At 41.8% G+C, this 15622-nt stretch carries 16 protein-coding genes and 1 riboswitch; of the genes, 5 read left to right on the top strand and 11 right to left on the bottom strand.

The annotated features are described in order from the left end of the window. Window positions 1-129 precede the first annotated feature (129 nt). From ABE28_RS03830 to ABE28_RS03820, 3 genes are all read left to right on the top strand, one after another. Window positions 130-648, top strand: a complete 519-nt coding sequence (locus ABE28_RS03830) for a DUF2243 domain-containing protein (protein WP_064462046.1) — start codon at window positions 130-132, stop codon at window positions 646-648. Beyond that, window positions 638-1420 carry a cytochrome c oxidase assembly protein gene (locus ABE28_RS03825; protein WP_064462047.1) on the top strand — a complete coding sequence of 261 codons (783 nt, stop codon included), beginning with the start codon at window positions 638-640 and terminating at the stop codon, window positions 1418-1420. The genes ABE28_RS03830 and ABE28_RS03825 overlap by 11 nt, the downstream gene beginning before the upstream one ends. A 105-nt stretch (window positions 1421-1525) precedes the next feature. Next, window positions 1526-1891, top strand: coding sequence for a carboxymuconolactone decarboxylase family protein (locus ABE28_RS03820; protein WP_064462048.1), 366 nt, complete (start codon window positions 1526-1528; stop codon window positions 1889-1891). 64 nt (window positions 1892-1955) lie between these two features. On the opposite strand, the gene ABE28_RS03815 is transcribed toward ABE28_RS03820, so the two are convergent. The 9 genes from ABE28_RS03815 to ABE28_RS03775 all read right to left on the bottom strand — a co-directional run bounded on the left by ABE28_RS03815 (window position 1956) and on the right by ABE28_RS03775 (window position 11111). After that, the gene (locus ABE28_RS03815; protein ID WP_064462049.1) at window positions 1956-2150 is read right to left on the bottom strand and encodes a hypothetical protein; all 195 of its coding nucleotides are present in this window, start codon (window positions 2148-2150) and stop codon (window positions 1956-1958) included. Next, window positions 2147-3928: a phosphomethylpyrimidine synthase ThiC gene (gene thiC, locus ABE28_RS03810; protein WP_064462088.1), complete on the bottom strand. Its 1782-nt coding sequence runs from the start codon at window positions 3926-3928 to the stop codon at window positions 2147-2149. Before thiC ends, ABE28_RS03815 begins: the two co-directional genes overlap by 4 nt. Window positions 3929-4064: 136 nt before the next feature. After that, a riboswitch (TPP riboswitch) is annotated at window positions 4065-4181 on the bottom strand. Window positions 4182-4296: 115 nt separating this feature from the next. Beyond that, entirely contained in the window at window positions 4297-5085 is a 789-nt protein-coding gene (locus tag ABE28_RS03805; protein WP_064462089.1) for an HAD family hydrolase, read from the bottom strand. Between the two features lie 140 nt (window positions 5086-5225). Continuing rightward, a complete protein-coding gene (locus ABE28_RS03800) occupies window positions 5226-5759 on the bottom strand; it encodes a histidine phosphatase family protein (RefSeq protein ID WP_064462050.1) in 534 nt (177 codons plus the stop codon). Window positions 5760-6021: 262 nt separating this feature from the next. Continuing rightward, window positions 6022-6480: a hypothetical protein gene (locus tag ABE28_RS03795; protein ID WP_064462051.1), complete on the bottom strand. Its 459-nt coding sequence runs from the start codon at window positions 6478-6480 to the stop codon at window positions 6022-6024. A gap of 282 nt (window positions 6481-6762) precedes the next feature. Then, window positions 6763-7215, bottom strand: coding sequence for a nucleoside deaminase (locus ABE28_RS03790; protein WP_064462052.1), 453 nt, complete (start codon window positions 7213-7215; stop codon window positions 6763-6765). Window positions 7216-7504: 289 nt separating this feature from the next. Continuing rightward, complete coding sequence (locus ABE28_RS03785) at window positions 7505-8467, bottom strand: DUF4822 domain-containing protein (RefSeq protein ID WP_064462053.1); 963 nt, start codon at window positions 8465-8467, stop codon at window positions 7505-7507. 422 nt (window positions 8468-8889) lie between these two features. Continuing rightward, window positions 8890-10029 carry a zinc-dependent alcohol dehydrogenase gene (locus ABE28_RS03780; RefSeq protein WP_064462054.1) on the bottom strand — a complete coding sequence of 380 codons (1140 nt, stop codon included), beginning with the start codon at window positions 10027-10029 and terminating at the stop codon, window positions 8890-8892. A 152-nt stretch (window positions 10030-10181) separates the two neighbouring features. Next, on the bottom strand, window positions 10182-11111 hold the full coding sequence (locus tag ABE28_RS03775; RefSeq protein ID WP_156775678.1) for a glycerophosphodiester phosphodiesterase: 930 nt from the start codon (window positions 11109-11111) through the stop codon (window positions 10182-10184). 225 nt (window positions 11112-11336) lie between these two features. On the opposite strand from ABE28_RS03775, the gene ABE28_RS03770 reads away from it, so the two are divergent. After that, complete coding sequence (locus tag ABE28_RS03770; RefSeq protein ID WP_064462055.1) at window positions 11337-12563, top strand: sensor histidine kinase; 1227 nt, start codon at window positions 11337-11339, stop codon at window positions 12561-12563. A gap of 47 nt (window positions 12564-12610) precedes the next feature. Here the strand turns inward: ABE28_RS03770 and ABE28_RS03765 are convergent, their stop codons facing one another. Further along, complete coding sequence (locus ABE28_RS03765; protein ID WP_064462056.1) at window positions 12611-13441, bottom strand: ABC transporter permease; 831 nt, start codon at window positions 13439-13441, stop codon at window positions 12611-12613. Between the two features lie 30 nt (window positions 13442-13471). Beyond that, on the bottom strand, window positions 13472-14239 hold the full coding sequence (locus ABE28_RS03760) for an ABC transporter ATP-binding protein (RefSeq protein ID WP_064462057.1): 768 nt from the start codon (window positions 14237-14239) through the stop codon (window positions 13472-13474). A gap of 374 nt (window positions 14240-14613) precedes the next feature. On the opposite strand from ABE28_RS03760, the gene ABE28_RS03755 reads away from it, so the two are divergent. Continuing rightward, window positions 14614-15603 carry an ABC transporter substrate-binding protein gene (locus ABE28_RS03755; protein WP_064462058.1) on the top strand — a complete coding sequence of 330 codons (990 nt, stop codon included), beginning with the start codon at window positions 14614-14616 and terminating at the stop codon, window positions 15601-15603. The last annotated feature ends 19 nt before the right edge of the window (window positions 15604-15622 follow it).

Here is a 15622-nt window from a genome sequence, read left to right as displayed (position 1 = left end):
TATATGGATCTAACGGCTCAATAAATAAGGCCCTATAAAAGGTCCATTTACCTGTCTATAACTTACAAAACAGGGTAAAGTATAAGAACCATATTCAGGAAATCCAGTCACGATAGAAGGAGGATAAAAATGGAGTTTAAACCGAGAAATCACAAGGATCTTTCCATTACCGAAAAACGCTATGCTTATTCGGCCCGCAATTTATGGTCCGGTATTCTTTTTGGCATCGGGCTGATTGCCTTCATCGATGAAGCCATCTTCCACCAACTATTACATTGGCATCACTTCTATGACAAATCCACTTCCAATATCGGGTTGATCTCGGATGGTTTATTTCATGCCCTCAGTTGGTTCGCAACGGTAGGGTCTTTGTTCATGTTTGCCGATCTCCGCCGGCGAAAAGGATTTTGGCTGAAGAGGTGGACTGGGGGCGTATTGCTTGGGGCAGGCTTCTTTCAATTGTATGACGGCATCGTCCAGCACAAGCTCATGGGTCTCCATCAAATTCGTTACAATGTCGATATACGTCCATATGACTTGATTTGGAACATTACAGCAGCTACCATGATATTGATCGGCATTGTCTTGATCATCCAAACACGGCGCAGCATACTTAATGTGAAAGCAGACAACCGTCATGCACAGTGATGGACATCTTCATGATGGTGGTACGTGGTTTGAGCCGATGTTATTGGTATCCATCGCGTTTTTTATCGTAATATATATAGGAGCTGCTGCATATTCGGGACGCCGATTTAAAAAATGGCCCGCATCCCGCACGTTATTCTGGATTCTTGGCGTCATGAGCGGAGCCTCAGCATTAGTCGGCCCCATAGCCGACCGGGCGCATATGGACTTTACGGTACACATGGTCGGCCATTTATTGCTTGGAATGATCGCACCCATTTTCTTGGTACTAGCAGCCCCCATCACCCTTGCCCTGAGGACGCTTGATGTCCAATCAGCCCGCCGCCTATCGGGAATTTTGAAAAGCTGGCCATTGCGGATTTTAAGCAATCCCATCTCTGCCTCCATTCTCAATATTGGCGGGCTATGGGTTCTCTATGCAACCGGACTGTATGGAGCAATGCAGCACCACATCATTTTACATGCATTGGTGCATTTTCATGTATTCGCAGCAGGGTATCTATTCACTGCCTCGATGATTTACATCGATCCTGTGCCTCACCCGCTCAGCTTCAAGTTCAGGATGATCGTGTTCGCCCTTTCATTGGCAGGACATGATATCCTTTCTAAATACATATATGCCCATCCACCAAGCGGAGTCTTGAAGGAACAGGCGGAGAGTGGCGGAATGTTAATGTACTATGCTGGTGATGCCGTTGACCTAGTACTTATCCTCATCCTTTGCTACCAATGGTTCAAAGCCACCCGTCCGAGGGAATCACTTGCCGTTTAGTGAAAGCAAGTCAATAATAAACTCCGATGTTTCTTGATTAATCAGGCTTCATTTAGCTCATACTAATTTTTGATGAATAAAACTTAGGATGGAGCTGAATGGAAAATGGAATTTGAAGCAAGGAATTCTACTGAAAATGCTCTTCATGATTATAAGGCTGGAATTGGTGTTTTTACGGAGAAAATGCCCGATCTTGCCGAGAAATTCAATTCCTTTACGGAAGAGTGCTTTAAAGAAGGTCAATTGACCAAGAAGGAAAAACAGCTTATTGCATTGGGAATCAGTCTTTACTCACAAGACGAATACTGCATCATCTACCATACTAAAGGATGCCTGGATCAAGGCTGTTCGGAACAGGAAATCCTTGAAGCCATTGGGGTGACAGCGGCATTCGGAGGAGGCGCGACCATGAGCCAGGCAGTGACCCTCATCCAGGAGTGCATACAGGAAATCAATCAGATGAAACAATAATAAAGAAGGGATAGGACTGGTCCTATCCCTTTTCCTTATCCATGAAAAATCAGGAAAGAGGGCTCTACCATTGCAGGCTTTCGATTAAGTGACACTTCATGCATTTTTGTACATAATCTTTTTTTTCAAATTCATGAGTGCAACTTTCCCGAAGGATGTTCAGCTCTTTCTTCAGTTGCTCCAATTGTGCTTCCAGCTCTTTCATTTCAACCTTTATTTGGATGACCCGATTCAACGAACTTTTTCTCTCATAAATCATTGATAGATGGTTCCATCCGTTTTCCTGAACTCATTCGCTTTTTCTTTTAGTCCCTCTCCGATTACGGTCTCAAAACCGAGTCCCTTTTCTTTCGCTAAATCACGTATGTCCTGAGAAATTCTCATACTGCAGAATTTAGGTCCGCACATGGAGCAGAAATGTGCCGTTTTGGCGCCTTCGGCCGGCAGAGTTTCATCATGATATTCGACAGCTCTTTCAGGGTCGAGGGAAAGGTTGAATTGATCTCTCCACCGAAATTCGAATCTAGCCTTGGAGAGGGCATCATCACGTTTTCGTGCATGCGGATGGCCTTTTGCAAGATCAGCTGCGTGAGCGGCAATTTTGTAGGTAATGACACCGATTCGAACATCTTCCTTGTTCGGAAGGCCGAGATGCTCTTTCGGTGTTACGTAACAGAGCATGGCCGTTCCAAACCAGCCAATCATCGCCGCACCAATCGCCGAAGTAATGTGATCGTAGCCAGGAGCTATGTCTGTTGTCAAAGGTCCTAAAGTATAGAATGGGGCTTCTTGACACACTTCCAGCTGCTTATCCATGTTTTCCTTGATCAAATGCATCGGCACATGTCCAGGACCTTCCACCATGACTTGAACATCATGCTTCCAAGCAAGCTTCGTCAACTCGCCCAATGTTTCCAATTCTGCGAATTGTGCTTCATCATTCGCATCTGCAATCGATCCGGGACGAAGCCCGTCTCCTAATGAGAAAGAAATATCATATGTCTTCATGATTTTACAAATCTCTTCAAAATGGGTATAGAGGAAGCTTTCTGTGTGATGGGCCAGACACCATTGAGCCATGATCGACCCTCCCCTGGATACGATTCCCGTAACCCGCTTTGCTGTGAGGGGGATATACCGCAAAAGCACACCAGCATGTATCGTGAAGTAATCGACACCCTGCTCAGCCTGCTCGATTAACGTGTCCCGAAAGACCTCCCAATTTAAATCTTCTGCAATTCCATTCACTTTTTCCAAAGCTTGATAAATCGGGACCGTTCCAACTGGCACAGGGGAATTCCTGATTATCCATTCCCGTGTCGTATGGATATTCTTACCTGTGGAAAGGTCCATGATGTTGTCTGCTCCCCACCGTGTAGCCCAAGTCATTTTCTCCACCTCGGCTTCAATCGATGAACTGACGGCCGAGTTTCCAATATTCGCATTTATTTTCACGTGAAAATTACGCCCGATGATCATCGGCTCACTTTCAGGATGGTTAATATTTGCCGGAATGATCGCCCTTCCGCTCGCTACCTCTTCTCTCACGAACTCGGGATCGACATTTTCCCTAATTGAAATGAACTCCATTTCAGGGGTGATCAGTCCTTTTCGTGCATAATGAAGCTGGGTTACATTTCTACCCTCCCTCGCCCGTAACGGTTTCCTTTTCAATCCCGGAAAGATATCCGCATTGGACTTTGACCCTGTTTTTTTGTATCCGTTATCCTCGGGTTTTATTTCCCGTCCTTCATATGCCTCAACGTCTTCACGCTCCAGGACCCAGCTGCGTCTAATCGGGTCGAGTCCTTTATGAATATCCACCGGATATCCTGTATCCGTATAGGGGCCGCTCGTGTCATAAACCCGTAAAGGCGGATTCTCCTCCTCACCGAAGGTCCCGGTAGTCGGACTTAGCTTAATTTCGCGCATAGGAACTTTAATATCAAGTCTAGATCCCTCTACATACACCTTTTTACTTCCTGCAAAACTGGACATAATCGAAACGTTCAAATCGTTTACTGAATTACCCATCATGATTTCATTTCTCCTTTTCAATTGATTTAAAAAGGACAAAATCCAATCCATTTTTCGCACGAAAAAGCCAGATCTCCAATTTAAGACCTGGCTAACGTTAGTATGACTACAGGACTGACCAACTTAATCGTCAATGCTTAGTAGATTCTAACTTCCCCACGCTGGTATGAACCAGATCAGGTCCTGAGGGTTAAGAAGCTTTAACGCGCTTCTCTCTCAGCCCAACGTTTATTGGACACCCCTAGTCTGAACAATATAATCGAATACAGGGTAACTATATCTCACCCGTTTCATTCTGTAAATCATTTCAAAGTCCTAATATTTCCAGCATCAGCACCATGCTTCATTATGCAATCGAGATCAAAAATTCAATCCTCCAAGCTCGCAAGAATGGGGAATAACTCCGCCAAATGCCTGATTTCATAGGTTGGATGCACCTCAGTCCGTTCCTTATCCTCGCGGTTTATCCAGACCGACTTTATACCCACTCTTGATGCCCCGAGGATATCGGTCATTAAATTATCTCCGACCATCAATACTTCATCTTTATCCAAATCCATGATTTCCAAAGCATGCTCAAAAATGGACGCATCCGGTTTACCGCACCCGAACGCTCCTGAAATGACGATCCTATCAAAATATGGAACCAGTTCAGGTGTAATTTCAAGCTTCGTATTTTGCAGTTCTGGAGAGCCGTTCGTCAGCAAAAGCAATTTGTACTTCCCTTTCAATTCATCCAGTACTTGGAAGGACTCTTCGTAGATAAACGGTTTCTTACGCCTTTCGGCAGGAAAACGCTCTGCCAGCTCAAGCCCGAATTCAGGGTCATCGATTCCCAAGGCCTTCAAGCCCCTCGTCCAAGCTTCATTTCGGTAAGCCGGTACAATTTCCGCCATCTTCCTGAATTCGTCATGATCGTCGTTAAAATCACCCCATAATCCTTCAAAAGGGTTGATTCCGATCATCTGCGTAAATGCATATGTATCGTAAGAAGAGTAAAGCTCACGTGCTTCCTTTCGGACAGCTTCCTCAAACTCGCCGACATGTAAATCATATTTCTCACTAGCCGCTTCACATGTGGCGACAAAAGCCTCTTTCACACTTTTCTGATCCCAAAGTAACGTATCATCCAAATCAAAAAATACTGCCTTAACCAAATCATCCAACCTCTTTCCCCATTATGGAATTCGTTAAAATTACATTAGTACAATAATAAACTACAACCATGGGAAAATGAATAACTATTCGGAAAATGACTGGACCTTTCTTTAATCCATCATCTTGCGGAGATACTTCATCACCTTTCGAAAATATATAGCCTTCCATTGCTCGCAAGCTTGAATTTCGGACCTCCAAACCCCCGCCTTATCAGCTCTTTCCTTAAATAGACCATAAGTGCGGCATGACACACGATCAAGATATCTCTTTCCCCCTTTGCAAATATCTCGTCCAATACTTTATTGATTCTCCGCTTTGCAATCTTAATTTCCATTCTTGTTTGCTTGTTCATGACTGAGCAGCAGCGAATCCAGATGGCCCAAAGGATGAAGGGCAGCTTCACCTTCCCTTTCAGGGGCGGGGAAGGGATTTCCCGCAGCTCCTCCATAAAGTGAATCGTGCCAGGATAAATATGTTCCGCAGTCTTGACTGCCCTCGGCATATCACTGCAATAGCATTCCTCCCATTCCGTCTTACCTAATGGAGTCGATCCATAAATGATATCCGCAGCATCGTAATCGAGAAACCACTGCTTCATGTCATCCCCCGACACAGATCTCCCGGTCGGGAATTCATGTGACACCTTAAAATGCCTTACCAATCCAATTTTCATAAGTACTCCTCTTCACATGCAAATTCTTTTTTTCTCTCTACCATTAAATCAATATGTAATACCTTATACTCTATAAGGAACCATTCATTGAATAAAAGCGTTAGCATTACAATACTTTATCCCTCTGTTCTCTTATTTGGTACCCATTTCTTCACGTTACCTAACAAGGAGGAAGCATCACCGGGTGGCAAACAGCAAGTGAACGAGATATATCATCGTCTAATGGAAAAAAGAGAAAGCATTTGCCTTCTCCATCAATCTATTAACCCATGAATTGAAGTTCGGTGATCGTACATCTTTTCCTGAATTTATATTTCCCGCTTAAATCACTGAATTGATAATCATTGAGGGCTTTTCCGAGCTGCTCCTTAAGCTTCTCCACCGTTATCGAGGCATCCACTATCTCATGCCAATTCTCCTTGCCGATTACCTCATCGAACGGGATGACAGCCAGTACTTCATCATAGATCTCGATGCTTTGATCAATGCCAAAGCTGCCATAAATACTTCCAGTTTCATCAGCAAAGATATGCTCCGATTCCAGCTCTTCCACCAGCACTTCAAGATACCCCTTCGACTTAACGGGCTTGATGGCAATCTCTGCCTCCGCTTTTACAGGTCCCAATCTCTTATCGACGATTTCCATCGTCAATTGAACGTGAATTGGAGGATACACTTGCTCAAAACCCTCACAAAGTTCCGCTGCCGAATTATATACCATCTAAATACCCTCCTTTTATCACTAACATTATATAATATATCCACTTCATTTCCTTACCAAAAACTCTTATCCAAGCTCATATGACTTCCTTTGCTGCCAGTTTTTTTTCCGCTATTAGCGCCTCATCTTCAAATTAACAAAACCACGATATGGAAAAGGCAGGAAGTATTTGCTGTAAATACAAATAAAAAGACCAAATTCCCAGGACTAAAATTGAGAATTTGGACTTTTATCGTTCCTATGGATTTGTTTCCTTAAGTATTGACCAACGGTCTCCAAATACTACGATTTCTCCTTCCAAAGCTTCATTGGATTGCATTGACCTTCAGTTAAAGGCATTTGTATCATCTTAAGTGAGCGTTCTGCCTTTGTCTTTTGCAAATCCTCATATATACTTTTAGATTTCCCTAAACCCACTTCTTCCGCATTCTCAACTGAAGCACAATAAAAAACCTTATTGATTCCAGCAAAGTACATTGCTGTCAGACACATCGGACAAGGCTCCCCACTTGCATACATGGTATAACCGGATAGATCGTTCGTTTGGAATTGCTCTTGCGCGCGCCGGATAGCCAGTAATTCCGCATGACCACTACTATCATACCTTTTGTGCAGTTCATTAACGCCTTCAGCTACACACTTGTTATCCCTCACAAGTACTGCACCGAAGGGTTGACCACCTTCACGAACATTTTCCACCGCTAATTCTACTGCTCGTTCCATGAATTTATCCATTTCAAGACCTCCATCGATGTTTTAGTTAGCTGATTTCCGCTCCTATCAACTTAATAGTCCCACTTTAAAAACAACAGCCTTTACGAAAAGAGCCTCCAATTAAAAGATAGGTAAATTAATCATAGGACATTGACAAAGGCATTGGCGAATAATAGAACCACTGTAATCTATGATTTAGAAAATGGCATGGGCAAAAGTTCAGTTAGTCTTTTATTCCCATTATTCTCGAATCAAAACAAAAAGGAAACGGAGAAATCCATTCCCTTTTTGATTAGATGCCATTCTTACTTCATTTAGTGAATTTTGGTTCAAGATCGCCTTTATAAGGTTCATGTTCAACGAATACAGTCATGTCCTTGCCATCATTGTCTTTACCCGTTCTTTTATAGGTGAATTTTTTATTATTAAGTTCGGTAAGCTCAAGAGCGGCGCCATATTTATTATCTCCAATTGAAACATGGGCTCTTATTTTATTGTCGTGTACAATAGCAAAGTAGCCATAATCCCCGCGGCTTTCTCCTGTCTCAGCATTGAAAAACTCATATTCATTAGTCTTGTCATTAAATTTTGCCAAGCTTATAAAATTGGAATTGGCCTTCGTAACATCGTTACCTTCTTCATCCAACACCTTAGTTCCGTGCCAAAGAGTGCTACCTAAAATCTTATCCCCATCAACGTCTTTAACAATATCCCCTGTAGTAGTGTCCAGCTGCTTGTCAGGGTCAGTGAAAGACAGCTCTTTTTCTTTATACGGAATATGTTCAACGAATACCTCTACATCTTTGCCATCAGCATCTTTCCCCATTCTTTTATAAGTGAACACATCTTTATTTATTTTTTCCATGTCGACAACTGCTTGATAATTCATTGATTCTGAAATTAATATTCTCTTCTTTCCATCATTGGTGATGAAGAATGTTCCTTTATCGCCACGACTCTCCCCTGTCTTTGCATCAAAAAATTCATATCTTCCTGACTTCGCATCATATTTTGCAAGCCCAATGAAGTTTGCATTTTCTTTTGTTAAATCATGATTATCTTTATCATACACTTTTGTACCCTGCCAATTTGTGTTGCTAAGAATGTTAGCCATTTCCTGACCTTCCGTTACCTTATCTTCCTTGTTAGTCTTCTTATCAGCTTGTTCTTGCTTCTGTTCACTATCATTTTCTTTAGTGTTGGTGTTACAGCCTGTTAAGAATAATGTGAATCCTAGCATTATTGATGTTATTGCTTTTGCATAATTGTTCATTTCGTTCTCCTCATTTCTTTAATGTCGTATATATATATTAAATGTCCAACCATTTGAACATTGATCCATTACTGATTTTACATGGAAGCTTTTAAAAACTGACTATTTCCCTGAGTTAACGACATCTGTTCCTCCTTCTTTTCTACAGCTTGAATTGATAGGGACACTGAAACGTGAAGGCAGTTACTACTTCCATCATGATAGTCCCAAGTTATAAACTCCCTCTAAATAAATTCTTAAAAAAAGATAAACTTATTCTTAAAACTTATTTGTGTGTCGTAAACGGATCTTCCTAAAGATAAACTTCGCTTTCTGTTCCAGCAGATTGACTATCATGACACTTACTCAAATGTCTTCCGATGTGACGCCAACGAAAAAAAACCAATGCATTAGATGCATTGGTTTTTTTATATCAGCTATCATTATGGCTTTAACACCACTTTAATGCACTCGTCTTCATGATCGTTAAAGATTTGATAAGCTTCTCCCGCTTTTTCGAGAGGAACTCGATGGGATATGATTTCAGTAGGGTCAAACTCTCCAGCCGTAATTTTTTCAAAAAGCATCGGCATATAATGAATGACCGGTGCTTGTCCCATTTTAATGTTAATATTCCGTTCAAATAAATCGCCTAGTGGGAACATATTGTACTTCGATCCATACACTCCAGTCAGCTGTAGCGTGCCGAATTTGCGAACAGCTTTAATCGCAATCTCGATTGCACTCAGCGTTCCCCCTTGGAGCTTCAGCTTTTGTTCGATTGCCTCAATCGTCGATTTCTTACCATCCATCCCGACACAATCAATGACGACATCGGCCCCGCCTGAAGTGATTTCCTTAATATAGCCGCCCATATCGTTATATTCATCGAAGTTATATATCTCCACCTTATTCATCTGTTTGGCCCTATTGAGCCTATAAGGAAGATTGTCGATGGCAATGACTCGCTTTGCGCCTTTCATCCAGGCGAACTTCTGGGCCATCAAGCCAATCGGCCCACATCCGAGTATCGCTACCGTATCCCCTTTTTTCACGCCGGCATTCTCTACACTCCAATATGCGGTCGGCAGGACATCGGACATGAACAGAAGCGCCTCATCTTCCAGCTCACAAGACTCAGGGATTACAAAAGGCATGAAGTTTCCATATGGAACCCTTAAATATTCCGCCTGCCCACCAGGATAGTTTCCATAACGTTCAGTAAAACCAAAGTATCCCCCTGTATCCACCGCTTCATTTGGATTGGAATTATCACATTGACTCTCCATATCATGCTCACAATAATAACAATGCCCACATGAAATATTGAAAGGCAGGACAACTCTATCCCCTTTTTTCACCTTCGTTACTTCGGGTCCCACTTCTTCGACGATGCCCATCGGCTCATGACCAATGACATAATCTTTATGCGTCGGCAAAGCACCCTGATAGATATGGAGATCGGAACCGCAGATTGCCGTTGAAGTAACTCTTACGACGATATCATCCTTCTGCTGAAGCTTTGGATCCTCAACTTTCTTTACCTGTATATCTTTTGCCCCTTGAAAAGTAACCGCCTTCATAATCATCCTCCTAGAAATCACTTAATACTCCTACTATACCCACCAAAAAAATTGCCAATCTTTTCAAGCCTGATTTTTCCCCATAAACAAGCAGAATAACAAAAAAAAGCCCCAGATACCTGGGACTCACCAATGAAAATCTTCCATGCGGCTCATCGCAGCTCCTTGTTAAGGCCATGATTATGTTTATACTCTCTTAAGACCTCGTTAAACACATCCGGATAATTCGTAAATACCCCAGTTGCCCCCCACTCCAATGCTTTCTTCATATCAGCCCTTTCATTGACTGTATAAGGATGAAATTGCAGGCCATGAGTTCTGACCATTTTCACATATTTCCTATCAACCATATTGAAGTTTGGACCCACTCCAACGGCATATCGCTTAATGGATTGCAATTCATTTTCAGTAATGGTCGCTTGATTCTTATAAGAAAAAAGCTGCACTAGAGGTAACTTTGGATTCAGGTCATGAACCTTTAAAAGACTATCCCTGCTGAACGATTGGATGAGGACATTTTTGGTATAGCCCTTTGAATCTACCATTTTATAATCTTTCAAAACCTTCAGGAGTGCTTCTTCCATTCCCGGATATACTTCTGGGGACTTTGTTTCAATATAGTAATTGGACTGTCTGCCGAATTTCTTAAAGACTTCTTCCAGAGTGGGAACCACCAACCCTTCATATTTCTTTTTTGCCAATTGTGGATATTTTTCATTAAACCATGAACCCGCATCCAGTTTTTTGATTTCTCCCAGCGTTAAATCCTTTACAAGGCCAGTACCATTCGTCGTGCGATCCACCCGTTCATCATGCATCGCTATCAATCTTCCATCCTTTGTCATCTGAAGATCGATTTCTATGTAATCACCCTTCATTCCTTCTCCTAATTGGTAGGCGGATATCGTATGTTCAGGGGCATAACCAGAGGCTCCCCGATGTGCAATATTCACAATTTTCTTCTCATAAATAGGTGAATTTGAATGATTTTCATGTGCGGCCGAAGCACTCATAGAAACAGCCTGCAATATAAAGGCTGCACCTATCATACTTAAACCTGCTCTTTTCATGCTCTTTTTCATTTTCTCTCTCTCCCTTCCGTTATTACCATCAGTTTAGAAGGGAAATGTAAAGCTACAGCAAATATCATGTAAATAAACCATATATTTGGTAAAATGAATAAAATGGCCTACTTGGACAGAGCGTGCAAAGGAACATTTTATGGAAAATTTCAACTTTATCCGATTTACAAAAAACACGTATCAGCTTACTATTAAACAAACAGAACATTAATATTAAGGGGAATTATGCTAAAAAACTACCAATATTATCAAAACAAACACCAATTGATCATGAGGGCATTCATGGGCATGATATCCTTCTTACTTTTGGTAGGCATATCCGTATCACCAATCAGTTGGAGGGATAATCCTTACGAAATGACTTTCCAGGTCATTCTTATATCGGGAATGATCATTTCTTTGCTATTTTTCATTAAAACGGAGGGCAACTTCTATAAAAGCTTATTCATTTCCTTAATCACCGTTTATTTATATAGTAAATTCTGGGTATTCCCGGATACGGCAATCATGCTAGCATTATTTGCATTAGCGCCCTTGATCCCGATCTTTCTCTTCGATAAAATCGGGTTTTATATTGTCGCAACGTTAAATATCATATTAGGTCCTGCTTCCATCCTGATCATTTCGCATACAGATCTTCAATATACTTATGAATATGTCGCTTTGGATAGCTTTGGAAATATATTGAATTTCACCGCCATCCAAATCATATTGGTATTTGTATTCATAGGAGCCTATAATCGAATGGAATCGGCAAATGCCTTTCAGAAGGAAATTCAGCAGGCCAAGCAATTAAGTTCAGTTGGCCAGCTTGCTGCGACCATTGCGCATGAGATTAGAAATCCCATAACAGTCGTGAAAGGATTTGCCCAATTATTGGATCAAGAGAAGGAACTGAATGAAACGGAAAAATTCTATGTTCAAACCATGCTTACTGAACTTGAATATACACAGGTGATCATCAATGACTATTTATCCTTGGCAAAGCCCCATACGGGTGATCTACAGGTCATTAGCTTAAATGGTGAAATCCAAAAGGTGGCCGAACTATTAACCAGTTTTGCCAATAATCGAAATATAGGCTTCCGGCTTGATTTTCATTGTGACCTGCAATTACATATGAATCAGATCGAGCTTAAACAAATATTGGTCAATATCATAAAAAACGGAATTGAATCAATGAACGATCCCGGATACATCATTGTCGAAACAGAGCAGGAACGCAATATGGCAAAAATACGAATAACGGATACAGGCGTCGGTCTTTCCAAAGATCAGCTGGAAGCACTCGGGACTCCGTTTTATTCACTTAAAGATAGGGGAACCGGCATCGGGTTGACCGTTTGTTATTCAATCGTTCAAAAATACAAAGGGAAAATCGCCGTCCAAAGCGAATTGCACAAAGGGACTTCCTTCACGATCTCTTTGCCTTTTTATGGCGACACCAACTGAACATACTAAAGAAGGATGCCCCCTATGCCAGGGGGCATCCTTTTCATTTATGCTTTGAAGCTATCCTGCCATTTCAGTAAATGATTTTCCAAAAAGCGAACAAGTGAGTCTGAGATTTTACCAGCCAGGGCAAAAATGATGATGCCGACGAATACAATGTCGGTTTGCATGAATGAGCGGGCATCCTGGATCATGAAGCCCACTCCTCTGTCCGCTCCCAATAATTCAGCGACGACCAAGCACATCCATGCGGAGCTTAATGCTAAGCGAACCCCTAGCAATATATTGGGTAAGGCTGCCGGGATCATGAGCTTCGTTATCTGTTCCAAACGGCTATACTCCATGATTCGTGCCACATCATATAGCTTTTTATCCACATTCCGCAGACCTAAAAAAGTTTGTAGATATAAAGGGAAAAAAGCGCCTAATGCAATAAGCAGTACTTTGGATAGTTCACCAAATCCGAACCACATGATGAATAAAGGTGTGATTGCAAGTAAAGGAACCGTTCGCAACATTTGAATGCTTGGGTTTAAATATTCCTCGGATTTTTTTTGCATGCCAACAATGACACCGATGAGCAGCCCTAGAAAACCACCTAATGCAAAGCCAAGAAGCGCCCGGATTAAGCTGATTTGTAAATGGCTCGCCATTTCCCCTGATCGGACGAGATCAATGAAAGCCGTGACGATCAAGGATGGTGATGAGAATAATTGTGCTGGCAGGATTCCAGCTGAACCTAATGTTTGCCAGGCTATCAATACTACTAAGGGCAGGGTTGAACCCCGTACTGCAGATTTGGCGATTTTGGATTGTTTATTCTTTTCCCTCATGACAAGCTGTTTGTTTTGAGCCATGGTCTGTGTAGATGTAGACATTTCCATCATCCTTCCTTTTTCCAAAATTAATTAAAAGCACCAATCTTCCTTATCTTGAGGATGATGATCCAGAAGGTTTAAAATATGGGACCTCAATTCCTGAAAAGACTTGCTGGTTCTCGATCTTGGATATGGTAAATCAATGGGAACGATTGCCTTGATCCTGCCTGGCTTGGCGTCCATGACGACTACCTTATTCGATAAAAAAAGCGATTCATCTATATCATGGGTGACGAGCACCATCGTCGTCTTGTTCCTTTCCCATATCTCTAGTAAGGCTTCCTGAAGATGTGTTCGGGTGAATGCATCCAATGCACCGAATGGCTCATCCAGCAACAAAACTTCGGGATTGCGCAACAGTGCCCTGGCAATGGCCACACGCTGGGACATCCCGCCGGATAATTGGCGCGGATACACCCGTTCAAATCCTTTAAGCTTAACAAGCGATATTAAATCGTCCACCCTTTTGCGTATCTCCGGATTCTTTAATGAAAGGTTACCTGAAATATTCTTCTCCACGTTAAGCCATGGAAATAACCGATGCTCCTGAAAAATGAATCCACGGTTTTTGGAAGGGCCGCTAACCGGATTTTTCCCCACAATGATCGTGCCATCAAAGTCTAAATCAAGACCTGCAATCAATTTTAATAACGTGCTCTTCCCGCAGCCGCTAGGTCCGATGATGGTAACGAATTCACCATTATTGACGGTCATATACAAATCTTTCAAAACAAGTATGCTTTCCTGATCATTCTTGAAGGTTTTACTTACGTGATTGATTTCTAACGTGGATTCCAATTTCCTCACCCCTTCTCGAATAAAAAAACTAGAGTCCCAGCAATGGGCATATCATGGCCATTTGCTGAATCTCTAGTTAACTAGTCGATTACTTCAATATTTCATTTTATATTAACTTATCGATTATTGAGAATCAACAGTTAATACCTAATTATTTTATCGGATTAATAATAAAAAATAATTGACAGATAATTCTAACAGCTGGTAAGATGCATTCATACACAAATCCATATTCATAAAGGTCATGTGAATCCACTGGACTACTGGAGATTCAATGAAGAGTATCCCCGTTTACTCTTCGTTGAATCTCTTTTTCGTCCTTATCCTGACTATTCTTATGAGGTAAGTGTAATAAAAAATTAGGGAGGGAATTCATGAGGAAAAATCATAACCTTTTAACTGGGCTGCTGCTTGCCATCATCTGTACTACGGCATTGACTGGCTGTAATTCCGATGCCGGCAAAGCTTCCGGGGAGAGTGAGCCAGTTAAAGTGAGTATTGCCTTGAATGGCAAGATGGGGCCACTTGTCATTGCAAAGGAAAAGGGATTGTTCGATGATGAATTTTCGAAACTGGGCGCAAAAATCTCGTGGAGTGAATTCCCAAGCGGACCGCCGCTTTTGGAATCCCTAGCTTCCAACCGTGTTGATTTGTCTTTTTTAGGAGATGGTGCGCTGATTGCCGGTATTGATAAGAAGCTTCCATTCGAAGTGATTGCCCAAACCGGACAAGGTGGCTCCTCCGTTCGAATCATCACTCAAACCGACGGTAAAATTAAGAAGGTTGAAGATTTAAAAGGGAAAACGGTCGGAGTTGCCTCCGGAACAACAGGTCATGTGTATTTAATCAAGGCCTTGAAGGCCTATGGATTAACGACGGATGATATTAAGCTCATTAATTTACAACCAGATGATGCCCAGTCCGCCTTCGAAACGAAACAATTGGACGCATGGGCGACATGGAACCCTTATTACCTTAATAATATTGAAAAAGGAAATGCTGTCGCATTGAATGTAAAAGGAAAAATATTGGCTCCTGGTGCAAACATCGCCCGGACAGGATTTGCCAAAGAGCACCCTGAAATTGTCGAGGCTTATTTAAGGGTTTATAAAAAAGCGGCCGATTGGCAAATCGACCATCCAGATGAGGCATCTGAAATATATGCCAAGGAAACTAAAATGCCTGCCGACACAGTCAAGAAAATAATAACGTCCGAAGAACCAAATATCTTCTTTACCGAAGATGCCATCAAGGCACAGCAAGAATCAATCGATACATTGGCCAGTGTGGGCTACATTAAGAAATCATTTGATTTTCAAAAAGAAATTCACAATGAATACATCGATGCAGCGTTCAACAAATAAAATCAGAATATGGGAGGAA

It is taken from the genome of Peribacillus muralis, from assembly GCF_001645685.2.
GTDB classification, from domain to species: Bacteria; Bacillota; Bacilli; order Bacillales; family DSM-1321; genus Peribacillus; species Peribacillus muralis_A.
Note: the sequence above shows the minus strand (reverse complement) of the source record. Positions and strands in the feature narration are given on the sequence as shown.